General features: G+C 61.3%; 14 protein-coding genes. 11 read left to right on the forward strand and 3 right to left on the reverse strand.

Going from position 1 to position 16,291, the window contains the following annotated elements; genetic code table 11:
* The first annotated feature begins 48 nt into the window (after positions 1-48).
* Both AB3G88_RS25920 and rarD read left to right on the forward strand, forming a co-directional pair.
* Positions 49-1,023: a serine/threonine protein kinase gene (locus tag AB3G88_RS25920; RefSeq protein ID WP_099585709.1), complete on the forward strand. Its 975-nt coding sequence runs from the start codon at positions 49-51 to the stop codon at positions 1,021-1,023.
* A gap of 22 nt (positions 1,024-1,045) precedes the next feature.
* Entirely contained in the window at positions 1,046-1,930 is an 885-nt protein-coding gene (gene rarD, locus AB3G88_RS25925; RefSeq protein WP_099585710.1) for an EamA family transporter RarD, read from the forward strand.
* 111 nt (positions 1,931-2,041) lie between these two features.
* On the opposite strand, the gene AB3G88_RS25930 is transcribed toward rarD, so the two are convergent.
* A complete protein-coding gene (locus AB3G88_RS25930; protein WP_480452245.1) occupies positions 2,042-2,554 on the reverse strand; it encodes a glycine cleavage system transcriptional repressor in 513 nt (170 codons plus the stop codon).
* Between the two features lie 265 nt (positions 2,555-2,819).
* On the opposite strand from AB3G88_RS25930, the gene AB3G88_RS25935 reads away from it, so the two are divergent.
* Positions 2,820-4,997, forward strand: a complete 2,178-nt coding sequence (locus AB3G88_RS25935) for a malate synthase G (RefSeq protein WP_480452247.1) — start codon at positions 2,820-2,822, stop codon at positions 4,995-4,997.
* A 95-nt stretch (positions 4,998-5,092) separates the two neighbouring features.
* On the opposite strand, the gene AB3G88_RS25940 is transcribed toward AB3G88_RS25935, so the two are convergent.
* Positions 5,093-5,539: a response regulator gene (locus AB3G88_RS25940; protein WP_158878562.1), complete on the reverse strand. Its 447-nt coding sequence runs from the start codon at positions 5,537-5,539 to the stop codon at positions 5,093-5,095.
* A gap of 246 nt (positions 5,540-5,785) precedes the next feature.
* On the opposite strand from AB3G88_RS25940, the gene AB3G88_RS25945 reads away from it, so the two are divergent.
* The 8 genes from AB3G88_RS25945 to AB3G88_RS25980 all read left to right on the forward strand — a co-directional run bounded on the left by AB3G88_RS25945 (position 5,786) and on the right by AB3G88_RS25980 (position 14,748).
* Positions 5,786-7,708: a putative nucleotidyltransferase substrate binding domain-containing protein gene (locus tag AB3G88_RS25945; protein WP_480452250.1), complete on the forward strand. Its 1,923-nt coding sequence runs from the start codon at positions 5,786-5,788 to the stop codon at positions 7,706-7,708.
* Entirely contained in the window at positions 7,705-8,412 is a 708-nt protein-coding gene (locus tag AB3G88_RS25950; protein ID WP_099585714.1) for a 3'-5' exonuclease, read from the forward strand. The genes AB3G88_RS25945 and AB3G88_RS25950 overlap by 4 nt, the downstream gene beginning before the upstream one ends.
* Before the next feature lie 100 nt (positions 8,413-8,512).
* Positions 8,513-9,031, forward strand: coding sequence for an RNA polymerase sigma factor (locus AB3G88_RS25955; protein ID WP_112192600.1), 519 nt, complete (start codon positions 8,513-8,515; stop codon positions 9,029-9,031).
* Complete coding sequence (locus AB3G88_RS25960) at positions 9,028-9,996, forward strand: FecR domain-containing protein (protein ID WP_112192601.1); 969 nt, start codon at positions 9,028-9,030, stop codon at positions 9,994-9,996. Before AB3G88_RS25955 ends, AB3G88_RS25960 begins: the two co-directional genes overlap by 4 nt.
* Positions 9,997-10,179: 183 nt before the next feature.
* Positions 10,180-12,609, forward strand: a complete 2,430-nt coding sequence (locus tag AB3G88_RS25965) for a TonB-dependent siderophore receptor (protein WP_480452253.1) — start codon at positions 10,180-10,182, stop codon at positions 12,607-12,609.
* A gap of 62 nt (positions 12,610-12,671) precedes the next feature.
* A complete protein-coding gene (locus AB3G88_RS25970) occupies positions 12,672-13,775 on the forward strand; it encodes a PepSY-associated TM helix domain-containing protein (protein WP_480452255.1) in 1,104 nt (367 codons plus the stop codon).
* Positions 13,772-13,954 carry a hypothetical protein gene (locus AB3G88_RS25975; protein WP_112192604.1) on the forward strand — a complete coding sequence of 61 codons (183 nt, stop codon included), beginning with the start codon at positions 13,772-13,774 and terminating at the stop codon, positions 13,952-13,954. Before AB3G88_RS25970 ends, AB3G88_RS25975 begins: the two co-directional genes overlap by 4 nt.
* 164 nt (positions 13,955-14,118) lie before the next feature.
* Positions 14,119-14,748 carry a glutathione S-transferase gene (locus tag AB3G88_RS25980; RefSeq protein ID WP_112192605.1) on the forward strand — a complete coding sequence of 210 codons (630 nt, stop codon included), beginning with the start codon at positions 14,119-14,121 and terminating at the stop codon, positions 14,746-14,748.
* Between the two features lie 162 nt (positions 14,749-14,910).
* On the opposite strand, the gene creD is transcribed toward AB3G88_RS25980, so the two are convergent.
* Entirely contained in the window at positions 14,911-16,284 is a 1,374-nt protein-coding gene (gene creD, locus AB3G88_RS25985; protein WP_400527272.1) for a cell envelope integrity protein CreD, read from the reverse strand.
* Between the last annotated feature and the right edge of the window lie 7 nt (positions 16,285-16,291).

Raw genomic sequence — 16,291 nt, forward strand, 5'->3', positions numbered from 1 at the left:
TTACCATACTCGGCCGGACGCGGCGCCCTGCTGCCCGCAGGAGTTCCCATGGCCCATCCGTTTGAAACCCTCACCCCTGACCTGGTGCTCGACGCCGTCGAAAGCATCGGTTTTCTCAGTGATGCTCGCGTCCTGGCGCTCAACAGCTACGAAAACCGCGTGTATCAGGTGGGCATCGAAGACGGCGAACCGCTGATCGCGAAGTTCTATCGCCCCCAGCGCTGGACCAACGACGCGATTCTCGAAGAACACCGCTTCACCTTCGAACTGGCCGAATGCGACGTGCCGGTCGTCGCGCCACTGATCCACAACGGTGAAAGCCTGTTCGAACACGAAGGTTTCCGCTTCACCCTGTTCCCTCGCCGTGGCGGCCGCGCGCCGGAGCCCGGCAACCTTGATCAACTGTATCGCCTCGGGCAACTGCTCGGCCGTTTGCACGCGGTGGGCTCCACCCGCCCGTTCGAACACCGCGAAGCCCTGGGTGTGAAGAACTTCGGTCACGACTCACTCAACACATTGCTTGAAGGCAATTTCATTCCCAAAAGCCTGCTGCCGGCCTACGAGTCTGTGGCCCGCGACCTGCTCAAGCGCGTGGAAGAGGTCTACAAGGCCACGCCGCACAAGAACATCCGCATGCACGGCGATTGCCACCCCGGCAACATGATGTGCCGTGACGAGATGTTCCATATCGTCGACCTGGATGACTGCCGCATGGGCCCGGCGGTGCAGGACCTGTGGATGATGCTCGCCGGTGACCGTCAGGAATGCCTGGGCCAACTGTCGGAATTGATGGACGGCTATCAGGAATTCCACGACTTCGACCCGCGTGAATTGGCGCTGATCGAACCGCTGCGCGCCTTGCGCCTGATGCACTACAGCGCCTGGCTGGCACGGCGCTGGGACGATCCGGCGTTCCCCCACAGTTTTCCGTGGTTCGGTAGCGAGCGGTATTGGGGCGATCAAGTGCTGGCGTTGCGCGAGCAACTATCAGCCCTCAACGAAGAACCATTGAAACTGTTTTAACTGCTAGAACAAGGACTCTGCAATGCACGCCGCCAACCCCCGCAAGGGGTACATCCTGGGCCTCAGCGCCTATGTCATCTGGGGCTTGTTCCCGCTCTACTTCAAAGCCATCGCCAGCGTACCCGCCGCCGAGATCATCGTGCACCGCGTGCTGTGGTCGGCGCTGTTCGGCGGCCTGCTGTTGATGGTGTGGAAGCATCCCGGCTGGTTCCGCGAACTGCGCGACAACCCCAGGCGCCTGGCGATCCTGGCCTTGAGCGGAGCGTTGATTGCGGCCAATTGGCTGACCTACGTATGGTCGGTGAACACCGGGCGCATGCTTGAAGCGAGCCTGGGTTATTACATCAACCCGCTGGTGAATGTGCTGCTCGGCATGTTGCTTCTCGGCGAACGCCTGCGTCGTTTGCAATGGGTAGCGGTCGGGCTGGCAGCTGTGGGTGTGGCGCAACAGGTGTGGCAAGTCGGCAGTTTGCCGTGGGTGTCACTGGTGTTGGCGCTGACCTTTGGCTTCTATGGCCTGATCCGCAAACAGGCGCCAGTCAAAGCACTGCCGGGGCTGGTGGTGGAAACCTGGATGCTGGTGCCGATTGCAGTCGCGTGGTTGCTGTTCAACCCGACCGCCCACAGTGCTCAGCTTGAGTTCTGGAGTACATCCGAAGCCTGGTGGCTGGTCGCCGCCGGCCCGGTGACGTTGATCCCGCTGGTGTGCTTCAACGCCGCCGCACGGCATCTGCCCTACACCGCGCTGGGCTTTTTGCAGTATGTTGCGCCGACCCTGGTGTTGCTCGAAGCCGTGCTGCTGTTCGGCGAACACCTGGCGCCCAGCACGCTGCTCGCCTTCGCCTTTATCTGGGCTGGCCTGGTCGTCTACAGCGTCGATGCCTGGCTGACCGTGCGCAAACGCTGATCAAATAACATACAGCATTCTGCAAGCCACAAACGCCGTGGCTTGCAGGCATTAACCCCAAGGTTATCCACAGGCCCATGCAAGTTTTCCATGCATAACCTTGTGGACAGATTATTCCTCGCTGCGCAGCTCCACCATCAAGTCATCCGCCAAGGTTTCCAGGGATAGCTGCAAGCGCTCCAGGGACAACGACGGCGGCACCTGCAACAACGCTTCGGCGCTGAACAACGGATCGCCACTCATGGGGGCCGGGCGCACATCCGTGCTCAAGCGCTCCAGGTTCACGCCTTGCTGGCTCAACAGGGCCGTGATCTCACGCACGATGCCCGAGCGGTCATTGCCCACCAATGTCATCACAATCGACTTGGACGCCGAGGCCTGCCCGGTACTGCCCTCACCCACCAGCACGCGAATGCCATGTGTGGATAAGTCCTCCAGCGCCCCCAACAATGCCTGGCGGCTTTCCGCTGGTACGCTGACCCGCAGGATGCCGGCAAACTGCCCGGCCATGTGGGCCATGCGGCTTTCCAGCCAGTTGCCCCCGTGGGCGGCAATGTTCTGCGCGATGCGCTCGACCAGGCCAGGTTTGTCGGCGGCGATAATTGTGAGTACAAGATGGTCCATGGCGAAGCCCTCTGAATTCAATCTACAAGGTGGACCCGGGAGTCCCCGAAAACAAATCGTGTACCATTTTTATATTTATCTGGAACAATCCAATAGTTTTTTGAGAACATCCCGTTCTCCGCTGTGACCGTACGACCAAAGTGGGTCGCTAAACGACGTATTTAGTCTAATTTTCACAACCGCAAGTCATCATGTAGTATGCGCAACTTGGCACTACATAATGAAAATCTAAAAAGCGCTTAAGCTGTGCAGAGTGAGGCAAGCAATGACTGAACACGTTCAAGTCGGTGGCCTGCAGGTCGCCAAAGTCCTGTTCGACTTCGTGAACAACGAAGCCATTCCCGGCACCGGCATCACTGCCGACCAGTTCTGGGCCGGCGCCGACAAGGTCATCCACGACCTGGCACCGAAGAACAAAGCCCTACTCGCCAAACGCGATGATTTCCAGGCGCGCATCGACACCTGGCACCAGACCCACGCCGGCCAGGCCCACGACCCGGTGGCCTACAAAGCCTTCCTGCAAGACATCGGATACCTGCTGCCAGAAGCCGCAGACTTCCAGGCCTCGACCCAAAACGTCGATGACGAAATCGCCCGCATGGCCGGCCCACAGTTGGTGGTGCCGGTGATGAATGCCCGTTTCGCCCTCAACGCCTCCAATGCGCGCTGGGGTTCGCTGTACGACGCGCTGTACGGCACCGACGCCATCAGCGAAGCCGACGGCGCCGAGAAGGGCAAGGGTTACAACAAGGTGCGTGGCGACAAGGTCATCGCCTTCGCCCGCGCCTTCCTTGACGAAGCCGCGCCGCTCAGCGCCGGCAGCCACGTCGACTCCACCGGTTACAAGATCGTCGACGGCACGCTGATTGTCAGCCTCAAGGGCGGCAGCAACAGTGGCCTGCGTGACGATGCCCAGTTGATCGGTTTCCAGGGCCCTGCGGCCGAGCCGATTGCGATCCTGCTGAAACACAACGGCCTGCACTTCGAAATCCAGATCGACGCCAGCACGCCCGTCGGCCAGACCGATGCCGCCGGCGTCAAAGATGTGCTGATGGAAGCCGCGCTGACCACCATCATGGACTGCGAAGACTCCGTCGCCGCGGTGGATGCAGACGACAAAGTGGTGATCTACCGCAACTGGCTCGGCCTGATGAAGGGCGACCTGGCCGAAGAAGTGGCCAAGGGCGGAAAAACCTTCACCCGTACCATGAACGCCGACCGCGTTTATACCGGCGTGGATGGTCAGGACGTGACGCTGCACGGTCGCTCGCTGTTGTTCGTGCGCAACGTGGGTCATCTGATGACCATCGATGCGATCCTCGATAAAGACGGCAACGAAGTGCCGGAAGGCATCCTCGACGGCCTGGTCACCAGCCTCGCCGCGACCCACAGCCTCAACGGCAACAACACCCGCAAGAACAGCCGCACTGGTTCGGTGTACATCGTCAAGCCGAAGATGCACGGCCCGGAAGAAGCTGCGTTCACCAACGAGCTTTTCGGTCGCATCGAAGACGTGCTGAACCTGCCGCGCAACACCCTCAAGGTCGGGATCATGGACGAGGAGCGCCGCACCACGGTCAACCTCAAGGCCTGCATCAAGGCGGCCAGCGAGCGCGTGGTGTTTATCAACACCGGCTTCCTCGACCGTACCGGTGACGAAATCCACACCTCCATGGAAGCCGGCGCGATGGTGCGCAAGGCTGCCATGAAGGCCGAAAAATGGATCGGCGCCTACGAAAACTGGAACGTTGATATCGGCCTGAGCACCGGCCTGCAAGGCCGTGCGCAGATCGGTAAAGGCATGTGGGCGATGCCCGACCTGATGGCGGCGATGCTCGAACAGAAAATCGCCCACCCATTGGCCGGCGCCAACACCGCCTGGGTGCCCTCGCCGACCGCCGCCGCGCTGCACGCGTTGCACTACCACAAGGTTGATGTATTCGCCCGCCAGGCCGAGCTTGCCAAGCGCGAGCGTGCGTCGGTAGACGACATCCTGACCATTCCTCTGGCCAGCAACACCGATTGGTCCGACGAAGAAATCCGCAACGAGCTGGACAACAACGCCCAGGGCATCCTGGGTTATGTGGTCCGTTGGATCGACCAGGGCGTCGGCTGCTCGAAAGTGCCGGACATCAATGATGTGGGCCTGATGGAAGACCGCGCCACCCTGCGCATCTCCAGCCAGCACATCGCCAATTGGCTGCGCCACGGCATCGTCAACCAAGACCAGGTCATGGAAAGCCTCAAGCGCATGGCGCCGGTGGTGGACCGTCAGAATGCCGGGGATGCGCTGTACCGCCCACTGGCTCCGGATTTCGACAGCAACATCGCGTTCCAGGCAGCGGTGGAGTTGGTGATTGAAGGGAATAAGCAGCCTAATGGGTATACCGAGCCGGTGCTGCACCGTCGGCGTCGGGAGTTCAAGGCTAAAAACGGCCTGTAAATGAAAAAGCCCTGATCGTGAGATCAGGGCTTTTTCTTTGGGGCTTGTAGTGACCAGACTTGCCCCCGATGAGGCCGGCACAGCTACCGACACGCTCAGGAAGCCATCCCCAACTCCCGCTTCACCAGCTTCGCCAACTTCACGCTATCAATCGGCTTGAGCAAAAAATCCACCACGCTCAAATGCATGGCATCAATCACGTCCGGGGCTTCGGCATCGCCGGACATAATGATGATCGGCAGCGCCGCACGGGTGGATTCTCGCACTTGTCGGATCAGTTCCAGGCCATTGCTGGGCGCCATGCGCAAGTCGGTGATCAGCAAACCGATGGAACTGCTCGACTTCAATAAATCCCACGCGGCCTCGCCACTCTCGGCCGTCATGCAGCGAATACCGTCCAGCCCCAGGATTTCCGCCAGCAGTTCGCGTGCGTCCTTGTCGTCGTCGACGATCAACACGCGTTGTGGCGGTAAATCAGGCTCCAGCATCACGGCGCTCAGCGCCTCGCGCTCGGCATCACTCAAAATATCGTGGTCGGACATACGGTTCTCAGCAGTTTTCATCAATCCCCCAGCACACTCGTCAGACATCTGCGGAAGGGCGATCAATGTGCACTTCGTCGGAAAGTTTGCCTAGTGGGTGTTCTACGGGGTTTGGACGATATTCATGTAAGGTTTTTCCCTAGGTGTGTGCCGTTTGTATCGACCTAGACTTACGTCCAATGGGCACCCACCGCGTAGGAGCCGACCATGCAGGACGATAACGACAAAAAAACTGCGGTCACTGTTATGAGTAAAGCTGATGCTTTCACGCAGGCGGGTAAAACCGCCGTGTTGCAGAACATCCACGGCACCCTGCAATTCCTGCAACGTTTCCCGCCATTCAATCAAATGGAAAATGCGCACCTGGCGTTTTTGGTTGAACAGTGTCAATTACGCTTCTTCGGCCCCGGCGAGAGCATTCTCAAGCCATCGGGCGGGCCGGTGGAGCACTTCTACATCGTCAAGCAAGGCCGCGTCGTGGGCGAGCGGCCGGAGTCGGCAGAAACCACCTTTGAAATCACCACCGGCGAGTGCTTCCCCCTCGCTGCGCTGCTGGGCGAACGGGCCACGCGCACTGAGCATAAAGCCGCCGAAGACACCTTCTGCCTGCAACTGAACAAACCGGCCTTTATCAAGCTGTTCGCCCTCTCCAGCCCGTTTCGCGACTTTGCCCTGCGTGGCGTCAGCAGCCTGTTGGATCAGGTCAACCAGCAGGTGCAGCAAAAAGCCGTGGAAACCCTCGGCACTCAATATTCGTTGAACACCCGCCTGGGCGAATTGGCCATGCGCCACCCGGTGATGTGCAGCCCGGACACGCCGCTGCGCGAAGCGGTGACACTGATGCACGAGCAACAAGTGGGCAGCATTGTGATTGTCGACGCGCACCAGGCGCCTCTGGGGATTTTTACCCTGCGCGATCTGCGCCATGTGGTGGCCGACGGCACCAGCAATTTCAGCCAGGCCATCGACAGTCATATGACCCAGGCGCCGTTCTTCCTGACCCCGGACCACAGCGCTTTCGACGCGGCAATCGCCATGACCGAGCGGCATATCGCCCATGTGTGCCTGGTCAAGGACCAGCGCCTGTGTGGCGTGGTGTCCGAGCGCGACCTGTTTTCCCTGCAACGGGTCGACCTGGTGCACCTGGCCCGCACCATCCGCAATGCGCCCAGGGTGGAGAACCTGGTGGCGATTCGCGGGGAGATCGGCCAGTTGGTCGAGCGGATGCTCGCCCATGGCGCGTCGTCCACCCAGATCACTCACATCATTACCCTGCTCAACGATCACACCGTGTGCCGGGTGATCGAGCTGACCCTCGCCGAAAAAGGCGACCCCGGCGTGCCCTTCAGTTGGTTGTGTTTCGGCAGCGAAGGCCGTCGCGAGCAAACGCTGTACACCGACCAGGACAACGGCATTCTGTTCGAGGCCAGGGACGCGGTGGAAGCCGCCGAGATTCGCGGTCGGTTGCTGCCCCTGGCGCAGCAGATCAACCAGAGCCTGGCGCTGTGCGGGTTCAGCCTGTGCAAAGGCAACATCATGGCCGGCAACCCCGAGCTGTGCCTGTCGCGGGCGGAATGGGCGCGGCGGTTTGCGGCGTTTATTCGTGAGGCGACGCCGGAAAACCTGTTGGGTTCGAGCATCTATTTTGATCTGCGGGTGGTGTGGGGCGATGAACAGGGTTGCGAGCACTTGCGCCAAAGCGTTCTGGATCAGGTGGCGGAAAACCGGCTGTTTCAACGCATGCTTGCAGAGAATGCCTTGCGCCAACGGCCACCTGTAGGACGTTTCCGTGAATTCGTGCTGACACGCAAAAGCGGTGAAAAGGCCACACTCGACCTCAAAGTGCAGGGGCTCACGCCATTCGTCGATGGAGCGCGCCTGCTGGCGCTGGCCAATGGTATTCACGCCAACAACACCCTGGAGCGCCTGCGTCAGTTGGTGGCCAAGGAGGTCATCGAGCCGCTGGACGGCGCCGCGTATGAAGAGGCGTACCACTTTATCCAGCAAACCCGCATGCAGCAGCACCAGTTGCAGACCCGCGAGAACCAGCCGTATTCCAATCGCGTCGACCCCGACAGCCTCAACCACCTCGACCGCCGCATCCTGCGTGAATCCCTGCGCCAGGCCCAGCGTCTGCAAAGCAGCCTGACGTTGCGGTACCAGCTGTGAGTTGGTTCGACTGGCTACGTACGAAAAAGCCCGGACTCGATGCCGCGCAACAACGGCGCCTGGAGCAACTGTCCAAGCCGGTGCCGCTGGGCGACACCCCATTGCGCGCCCAACGCTGGGTGGTGGTGGACCTGGAAACCAGCGGCCTGAACCTCAACCGTGATCAGGTACTGTCCATCGGCGCAGTGGTGATTGAAGACGGCGCGGTGGATTTCTCCCAGCTGTTCGAGCGCACCCTGCAACGCGCAGAAACAAAACTCAGCCCCAGCGTGTTGATCCACGGCCTCGGCCCCAGCGCCATCGCCGCCGGCAGTGATCCGGTAGAAGCGCTGCTGGACTTCATGGCATTCGTCGGCGACAGCCCATTGCTGGCTTTCCATGCGCCCTTCGACCAGCACATGCTGGGCCGCGCACTCAAGGACAGCCTGGGTTATCGCTTGGCGCACCCGTTTCTGGATGTGGCCGACATCGCCCCGCTGCTGTGCCCCGAGGCGCATATCCGCGAAGCCGGGCTGGATGACTGGATCAACCATTTCCAGCTGCACGTGGGCGAACGCCATCACGCCAGCGCCGATGCCCTGGCCACGGCGGAACTGATGCTGATTCTGTTCAGCCGTGCGCGACAGCAGCACATCGACTCCCCACAGGCGCTGCAGGAGCGTTTGAGCCAATGGAAACGGCGTAAACGAGCGCCATCGTTTTAATGTCATCTCCCGACGGACGCCAATTGCGCCCACCCCACGCCTCTGACACAATCGCGAATAATTCTCGTTAGTTTAAACCCCTTGTTTATTCGGTGATGCCTTGTCGTCGGCCCAGACCCCACACAGTGAGCTTGTTGGCGCGTTGTATCGCGACCATCGTGGCTGGCTGCTGGCCTGGCTGCGGCGCAATGTGGCCTGCCCGAGCCGCGCCGAAGACCTGAGCCAGGATACTTTCATGCGCCTGCTGGGCCGTGACGAGTTGCGCGAACCCCGCGAGCCTCGGGCATTTCTGGTGGCGATCGCCAAAGGCTTGTTGTTCGACTACTTCCGTCGCGCCGCCCTGGAACAGGCCTATCTCACCGAATTGATGCTGATCCCGGAAAGCGAACACCCGTCCCCGGAAGAACAGCAACTGATCCTCGAAGACCTCAAGGCCATCGACCGCCTGCTCGGCAAGCTGTCGAGCAAGGCCCGCGCCGCCTTCCTCTATAACCGTCTCGACGGCCTGGGTCACGCAGAGATCGCCCAGCGCCTCGGCGTGTCGGTGCCTCGTGTGCGCCAGTACCTGGCCCAGGGCATTCGCCAGTGCTATATCGCGCTGTATGGCGAGCCAACGTGAGTGCGATCAGCGCCAAGCCGGTGTCGGCCCGTGTGCTGGATGCGGCGATTGCCTGGCAGTTGTCCCTGGACTCCGGCGACGGCAGCGCCGTAGAACGCGAAGAGTTCAGCAAATGGCTGGCCAGCCATGAAGAACACGCTCGCGCCTGGCGCCAACTGGGCATGCTCGACCAACGCTTCGGCGTGGCCTCGGGCCCGGCGCGGGCGGCATTGCTGCAATCGCGCGAAGGCATTCGCCAGCGGGTGCGCAAGCTCGGCACTGGCCTGGCGAGTATCGCGCTGGTGTGCGGTCTGGCGTTGTTTGCCGGCGAGCGCTATGTGCCGATCCACTATTGGCTGGCCGACCAGCGCACCGCCACCGGCGAACAGCGCACGCTGAAACTGGCGGACGGCACCCGGATCAACCTCAATACCCACAGTGCCATCGACGTGCGTTTTGATGAAAAACGCCGGCTGATCGTGTTGCAGGACGGCGAAATCCTCGTCGAGACCGGCCACAACGATGCGCGCCCGTTCTACGTGCAAACCCGCGACGGCAGCCTGCGAGCGCTGGGCACGCGGTTTATCGTCAAGCGCGAGGAAGGCGCCACGCGATTGAGCGTTTTGCAATCGGCAGTCGCGGCGCAGCCGGAAGCCTTGCACCAGGAACAGATTTTCAAGGAAGGCCAGCAAGTGCTGATGCGCAGTGACGGCCTCGGCCCACTGCTGGCCGTCACCCCCGCCACCGACGCCTGGACCCGCGGCATGCTGGTGGTCGACAACGCCCGCCTGGGCGACGTGGTGGATGAGCTCAGCCGCTACCGTACCGGCTACCTGGGCGTGGACAAAAACGTGGCTGACCTGCGCATCACCGGCAGCTTCCCGCTGCACGACACCACGCTGGCGCTCAACGCCCTGCTGCCGACCCTGCCGGTGCGGATCGAGCAGCACACGCCGTGGTGGGTGACGGTCAAGGGTAAGCCGTAGGGTCTGTGGTCGCTGGGCGATCGCTATCGGGGGCAAGCCCCCTCCCACATTTTTGCGGGAGGGGCTTGCCCCCGATGAGGTCCTCAAACACCCCACAAAAAATATTTTCGCCCTGCCCTATCACTTTTCGATTCTCGTTCGGCACCTAGGCAATTGAGAAATATTTCCATTCAGGAGCCGCCCATGTCCCGCACGCTAGACACCTTGTTGCGCCCCAGCCTGTTAGCCGTGGCCATTGCCCTCAGCGCCCCGCTGGCCAGCACCTCGCTGTTCGCCGCCGAACAGGCGTCCAGCGTGCGTGCCTACAACCTGCCTGCCGCATCGCTGGCCACGACCCTGAACCAGATCGCCAGCCAGGCCGGCCTCGCGCTGACCCTCAACCCGGCGCTGGCGGCGGGCAAGACCTCGGCTCCGGTCAAAGGCCAGTTCGATGCGCAAGGCGCACTGCGCGAAGCGTTGCGTGGCACCGGGTTGCAGTTGGAGCAGAGCAGCGCTGGGACGTTTACCTTGGTGGCGATTCCCGAGGGGGTTGTGGCGTTGCCGGAGACCAGCATCATTGGGCAGGGCGATAGCGAAAGCGCTTGGGGGCCGGTGGAGGGTTACGTCGCCAAACGCACCGCCGCCGGTACAAAGACCGACACCGCACTGGTCGAGGCACCACGCTCGATCTCCGTCGCCACTCGCGAGCAGATGCAAGACCGTAACGTGCAGAATCTGGACGACGCGGTGAAGTACATGCCCGGTATCGTCTCCGCCAGCTACGGCAGCGACACCCGTTACGACTGGATGCGCGTACGCGGCTTCGAACCCACCCAATTCCTCGACGGCCTGCCGCTGCCACGCGGCGTGTACGCCAACCCGAAAGCCGAAACCTGGAACCTCGACCGCCTCGCCCTGCTGCGCGGCCCGGCCTCATCGGTGTACGGCCAGACCCCGCCCGGCGGCTTGCTGGACATGGTCAGCCGCCGTCCAAGTGCCGAACAGAGCAATGCAATCCAGGTGCAATACGGCAGCGACAACTACCGCCAGATCAACTTCGCCAGCACCGGCAAGATCGACGATGAAGGCCAGTTCCTCTATGGCGTCAGCGGCGTGGTACGGGATGCCGGTACTCAGGTCGATCACATCGATAACAAGCGCTACAACATTGCGCCGAGCCTGACTTGGAACATCGACCCGGACACCAAGCTGACCTTCCTGTCGCAGTTCACCCGCGACGATACCGGCACCACCAGCCAGTTCATGCCGATTCAGGGCACCAAGATCAGTTCCCCCCACGGTGAGGTTTCCCACCACAAGAACCTCGGCGACCCGGACTACGAGTTCTACGACCGTACTTATTACGCGCTCGGTTATGCCTTCGAGCATCGCTTCAACGATACGTGGCAGTTCAAGCAGAACCTGCGTTATACCAAGTCGGACCTGTCGTTCCAGCAACTGACCGTGGGTTCCTATGCGTTCTCCCCGGCTGATGCCGCGGGCAGTATCAGCCGGTCCACCACCAACGTTGACGAGGACATCAGCCAGTTCGCTGTGGACAACAACTTCCAGGCCGACTTCGCCACCGGCGACGTCACTCACACCCTGCTGCTCGGCCTGGACCACCAGCGCACCGATACCTCCTATCGCGCGATCTACGGTACTGCCTCGAACATTAATATCTTCGACCCGGTCAACACCGTGCCGACCGTACGCCCGACCACCGTGAAGCCTTTTTACGACTACAATCAGAAAACCGTGCAAACCGGCCTCTATGTGCAAGACCAGATGGCTCTGGACAACTGGCGCCTGACTATGGGCGGGCGTGAAGATTGGGTGCATCAGGGCACAACCTACTTCAACGACAGCGATGCAACCAACACCGACCGTATCAAACACTTCAGCGGCAACGCGGCGCTGAGTTATGTGTTCGATTCGGGCTTCGTACCGTACCTGTCCTACGCCGAGTCGTTCCAACCGGCGAGCAACGCCGATACAAAGGCGACACAGACGTTCAAACCGACGGAAGGCAAGCAGTGGGAACTGGGTATCAAGTACCAGCCACCCGGTTCCAATACCTTGCTGAGCGCGGCGGTCTACGATCTGACTCAGAAGAACGTGCAGGTCACCACCCTCGGTGCTGGCGGCCAGCAAATAAACAGTCAGACCGGCGAAGTGAAGGTCAAGGGTCTGGAACTGGAGGCAGTGTCTGACGTGACCGAAAACCTCAAGGTCATCGCCGCCTACACCCTGGCTAAATCCGAGGTGCAAAAAGGTATCTACAAAGGCAACCGCCTCACCTTGATGCCCAACCAACAAGCCTCGCTGTGGACCGACTACACCTGGCACACCGGCGTGCTCGACGGTTTCGGCATCGGCTTTGGAGCACGCTACACCGGCAACACCTACGGCGACCAAGCCAACACCTGGCTGGGCAAGGCCAATGCCTATACCGTGTTCGATGGTGCGGTGCATTACGACCTCGGCCGCCTGGACAACAGCCTGAAAGGTGCCTCGGTAAAACTGAACGCTACCAACCTGTTCAACAAGGACTACCTTTCCACCTGTGACGCCAACTACTGCTACTTCGGCGACCAACGCAGCGTAGTCGCCAGCGCCACCTACCAGTGGTAATCGGCTGAGTTAACAACCAGGCCGTCCCGTTGGGCGGCTTTGGTGTGTATGAAGGCTAGAAAATGAAAAGCAAAACCATCCGCCGCTGGTCCTTCCTCCACACCTGGACCAGCCTGATCTGCACCGTATTCCTCCTGCTGCTCGCCCTCACTGGCCTGCCGCTGGTGTTTCACCATGAGATCGACCATCTGCTGGGCAACGAGCCCACGCTGGCACAGATGTCTGCCGATACGCCGCAGCTCAACCTGGAGCAGCTTGTCGCCAAAGCAGAGGCCCATCGACCCGGCGAAGCCATGCAATACCTGGCCTGGGACGAGGACGATCAGAACGGCGTGATCGCGATCATGGCCGCCACCGCCGGCACCGAGCCCAATTCGTCCCACACCTTCATGCTCGACGCGCGCACCGGCGATGCGGTGGAAATGCCCTCGGCCAATGGCGGTTTCACGCTGTTCCTGCTACGCCTGCATGTGGATATGTTCGCCGGGTTGCCGGGCAAGTTGCTGCTGGCGTTCATGGGCGTGCTGTTTGTGCTGGCGATCATTTCCGGCACGGTGTTGTACCTGCCGTTTATGCGTCGCTTGAAGTTCGCCACCGTGCGCCAGGACAAATCCACCCGCCTGCGCTGGCTCGACCTGCACAACCTGATTGGCGTGGTCACCCTGACCTGGGCGCTGGTGGTGGGCGTGACCGGCGTGATAAGCGCCTGCGCCGACCTGATCATCGCCGCCTGGCGCCAGGACAGCCTGAACGCCTTGATCGAACCCTACAAGAACGCTTCGCCGCTGACCCTGCGTGCGCCTGCAACGGAACTGCTGACCATCGCCGCCAAGGCCGCGCCGGGCATGCGGCCGGACTTTATCGCCTTCCCCGGCACGCGCTTTTCCAGCGAGCACCATTACGCGGTGTTCATGAAGGGCAGTACGCACCTGACCTCGCACCTGCTCACGCCAGTGCTGATCGACGCCAGTACCCTGGCCGTCACCGCCATCGCCGAACGCCCGTGGTACATGGACGCCATGGGCATGTCCCAGCCGCTGCACTTTGGTGATTACGGCGGCATGCCGATGAAGATCCTGTGGGCGGTGCTGGATGTGTTGACCATCGTGGTGCTGATCAGCGGGATTTACCTGTGGATCGTGCGACGCAAGGCAGGCAAGGCTTGAAGCCGCGTCAGTCGAATTTCTGGAAGGTGTTTGGCCTTCCGCTGGGGATTGGCCTGCTCAGCGCCGCCGGTTTGTTTGCGGCGCTGCTGGGGGATGGGCTGTGGGATTCGTTGAGTTGGCTCGGGCTGGGCATACCTGCCGCCATAGGTGCCTGGGGGTTGTTCAAGCGGCGCGACTGAGGACCTCATCGGGGGCAAGCCCCCTCCCACATTCTGATTTGTGAACACGTTCAAGTGTGGGAGGGGGCTTGCCCCCGATGAGGCCCATAAAAACCCCCACAATCCCCCTCGCCAGCCACCGCGCAACCCTCTAGGCTAGCCCCAGCCTATTCAGAGGAATGCCCATGTCCGCTCCCAGCATGACCTTGTTTCATAACCCGGCTTCACCCTTCGTGCGTAAAGTCCGCGTGCTGCTGATCGAAACCGGCCAGCAAGATCGCGTCGCCCTGCAAGGGTGCATGCCGACCCCGGTCAACCCGGATGCTCAGGTGGTGCAAGGCAACCCCGTGGGCAAAATCCCGGCCCTGCGCCTGGCGGACGGCACGGTATTGCACGACAGCCGGGTGATCCTCGATTACCTGGACTACCAGCATGTAGGCAACCCGCTGATCCCCCGCGATGGCTCGGCGCGCTGGCGCCGCCTGACCCTGGCGTCGATGGCCGACGGCATCATGGATGCCGCCGTGCTGGTGCGCTACGAAACCACCCTGCGCCCGGTAGAAAAACACTGGACCCCGTGGCTCGACGAGCAGCGCCACAAGATGCGTCGCGCCCTCGCCGAATTGGAGCAGGACGCGATTGCCGAACTGACCAGCCACTTCGACATCGCCGCCATCAGCGTGGCCTGCGCCTTGGGTTATCTGGACTTTCGCCATCCGGACATGCAGTGGCGGTTGGATAATCCCAAGCTAGCTGCGTGGTACGCCGAGGTCAGCCAGCGGCCGTCGATGCAGCAGACCCAACCACCCATGTGAGGTTTCGTGGCGAGGGAGCTTGCTCCCGCTGGGCTGCGCAGCAGTCCCCTTCTTGAGGGCCGCTTCGCGCCCCAGCGGGAGCAAGCTCGCTCGCCACAAAAAATAGCCGGTCAATCCGTGACACCAATGTTGCCTTCATTTGCTGATCCTCGCGCAACCCGATCATTGCACCGCCTCCAGATCAAACACCAACGGCTCAACCTCCTTGCGCTTGCCCACGCCATACCAGTCCAGCTTACGCGTCAGCACCATCACCGTACCCAGCAGACCGAACAGCAACAACGACCCCATCAGCAGCGCGTAATCCTCGGCGCTCAACAGTCCGTACAACAAGCCATACAACGCCGCCAACCCCGCCGAAAACCCCAGGCCATGGATGACGCTGCGCAGCACGTGGCACACATAAAAGCCGATCAACATCACACAGGCACTCGCCGAGATCAGGTACGCCAGGGCAAAGCCCAAGTGCTCGGACAGCGACAACAGCAGCAGGTAGAAGAACGCCAGCGCCACGCCCACCAAGGCGTATTGAATCGGGTGCACCGCCAGGCTCTTGAGCACTTCGAACAAGAAGAAGCCGGCAAAGGTCAGGGCGATAAACAGCAGTGCGTATTTGATCGCACGGTCGCTCTTGAGGTACTGGTCCACCGGGTCGATGAAGTTCACGCCGAAGCTGCGGCTGTTGAAGTCCTCGCAGCTGTTTTCGGACAGGCAACCGCGCAGGGCTTCTTCAAGGTTGGTGGAGAAGAACGAGGTCTGCCAGTTCGCGGTAAAACCTTGGTCGGTAACCTCGCGCTGAGCCGGCAGGAAGTTGCCGATAAAGCTCGGGTGCGGCCAATTGGAGGCCAGCGACACCTGGCTGGTCTTGCCCACCGGCACCACTTGCAGTTGTTCGGTGCCTTGCAGGCGCAGGTCAAAGGCGAAGTCCATGGCGGCCGGTTTCTTGTTGTCCTGCGCCGGCAGTTCGACGTGTACGCCCTCGCCCAGCCACCCCACCTGGCTGCCCGGCGAGAACTCCAGGCGCTGGCTGCCCAGTTCCAGTTTCAGTGCGTTTTCGATGCCGCGGATATCGCTGATGCCCACCGCCAGAAACGCCGGTTCAAAACGGTAATCGGCATAGTTCTCGGTGATGCCCCACTGCTCCGGCAGCACAAAACGCCCGCTGATGCGGTTGTCCGCATGGAACAGTCGCGCCTGGTAAATGCCCCGTGCGCGCAGTTCGGTCTGCACCTTGCCATCGAGCTCAAAACGCTCCGGCAGGAAGTACAAACGACCACGCACTTCACGGGTTTCTTCGTAGCGCTTGTTGAGTTTTTCATTGAGCTTCCACTCGCGCACGGTTTTGCGATACGGCACCACCATCACCGGGCCGGTGAGGCGCTGGGCGTAGCTGGAGCTGCGGGCGATGTCCATCAGTACGCCGTCGCGCAGTTGCTGGCGGTCGCTGATGATGCCGTTGATCATCAGCAACGGAATCAGCAACAGCAGGATCAGCAGCGCAATCGCGCCAAGTTTGAAAAGCAGGCTGCGGTTCATGGGTCTC

The sequence above is a fragment of the Pseudomonas arvensis genome (genome assembly GCF_056688935.1).

Coding starts and splice junctions, on each gene's coding strand:
- AB3G88_RS25935 (WP_480452247.1), top strand. CDS start 2,820: ATGACTGAACACGTTCAAGTCGGTGGCCTGCAGGTCGCCAAAGTCCTG.
- AB3G88_RS25970 (WP_480452255.1), top strand. CDS start 12,672: ATGAAAAGCAAAACCATCCGCCGCTGGTCCTTCCTCCACACCTGGACC.
- AB3G88_RS25940 (WP_158878562.1), bottom strand. CDS start 5,539: ATGTCCGACCACGATATTTTGAGTGATGCCGAGCGCGAGGCGCTGAGC.
- AB3G88_RS25945 (WP_480452250.1), top strand. CDS start 5,786: ATGAGTAAAGCTGATGCTTTCACGCAGGCGGGTAAAACCGCCGTGTTG.
- AB3G88_RS25930 (WP_480452245.1), bottom strand. CDS start 2,554: ATGGACCATCTTGTACTCACAATTATCGCCGCCGACAAACCTGGCCTG.
- rarD (WP_099585710.1), top strand. CDS start 1,046: ATGCACGCCGCCAACCCCCGCAAGGGGTACATCCTGGGCCTCAGCGCC.
- AB3G88_RS25920 (WP_099585709.1), top strand. CDS start 49: ATGGCCCATCCGTTTGAAACCCTCACCCCTGACCTGGTGCTCGACGCC.
- AB3G88_RS25965 (WP_480452253.1), top strand. CDS start 10,180: ATGTCCCGCACGCTAGACACCTTGTTGCGCCCCAGCCTGTTAGCCGTG.
- AB3G88_RS25980 (WP_112192605.1), top strand. CDS start 14,119: ATGTCCGCTCCCAGCATGACCTTGTTTCATAACCCGGCTTCACCCTTC.
- creD (WP_400527272.1), bottom strand. CDS start 16,284: ATGAACCGCAGCCTGCTTTTCAAACTTGGCGCGATTGCGCTGCTGATC.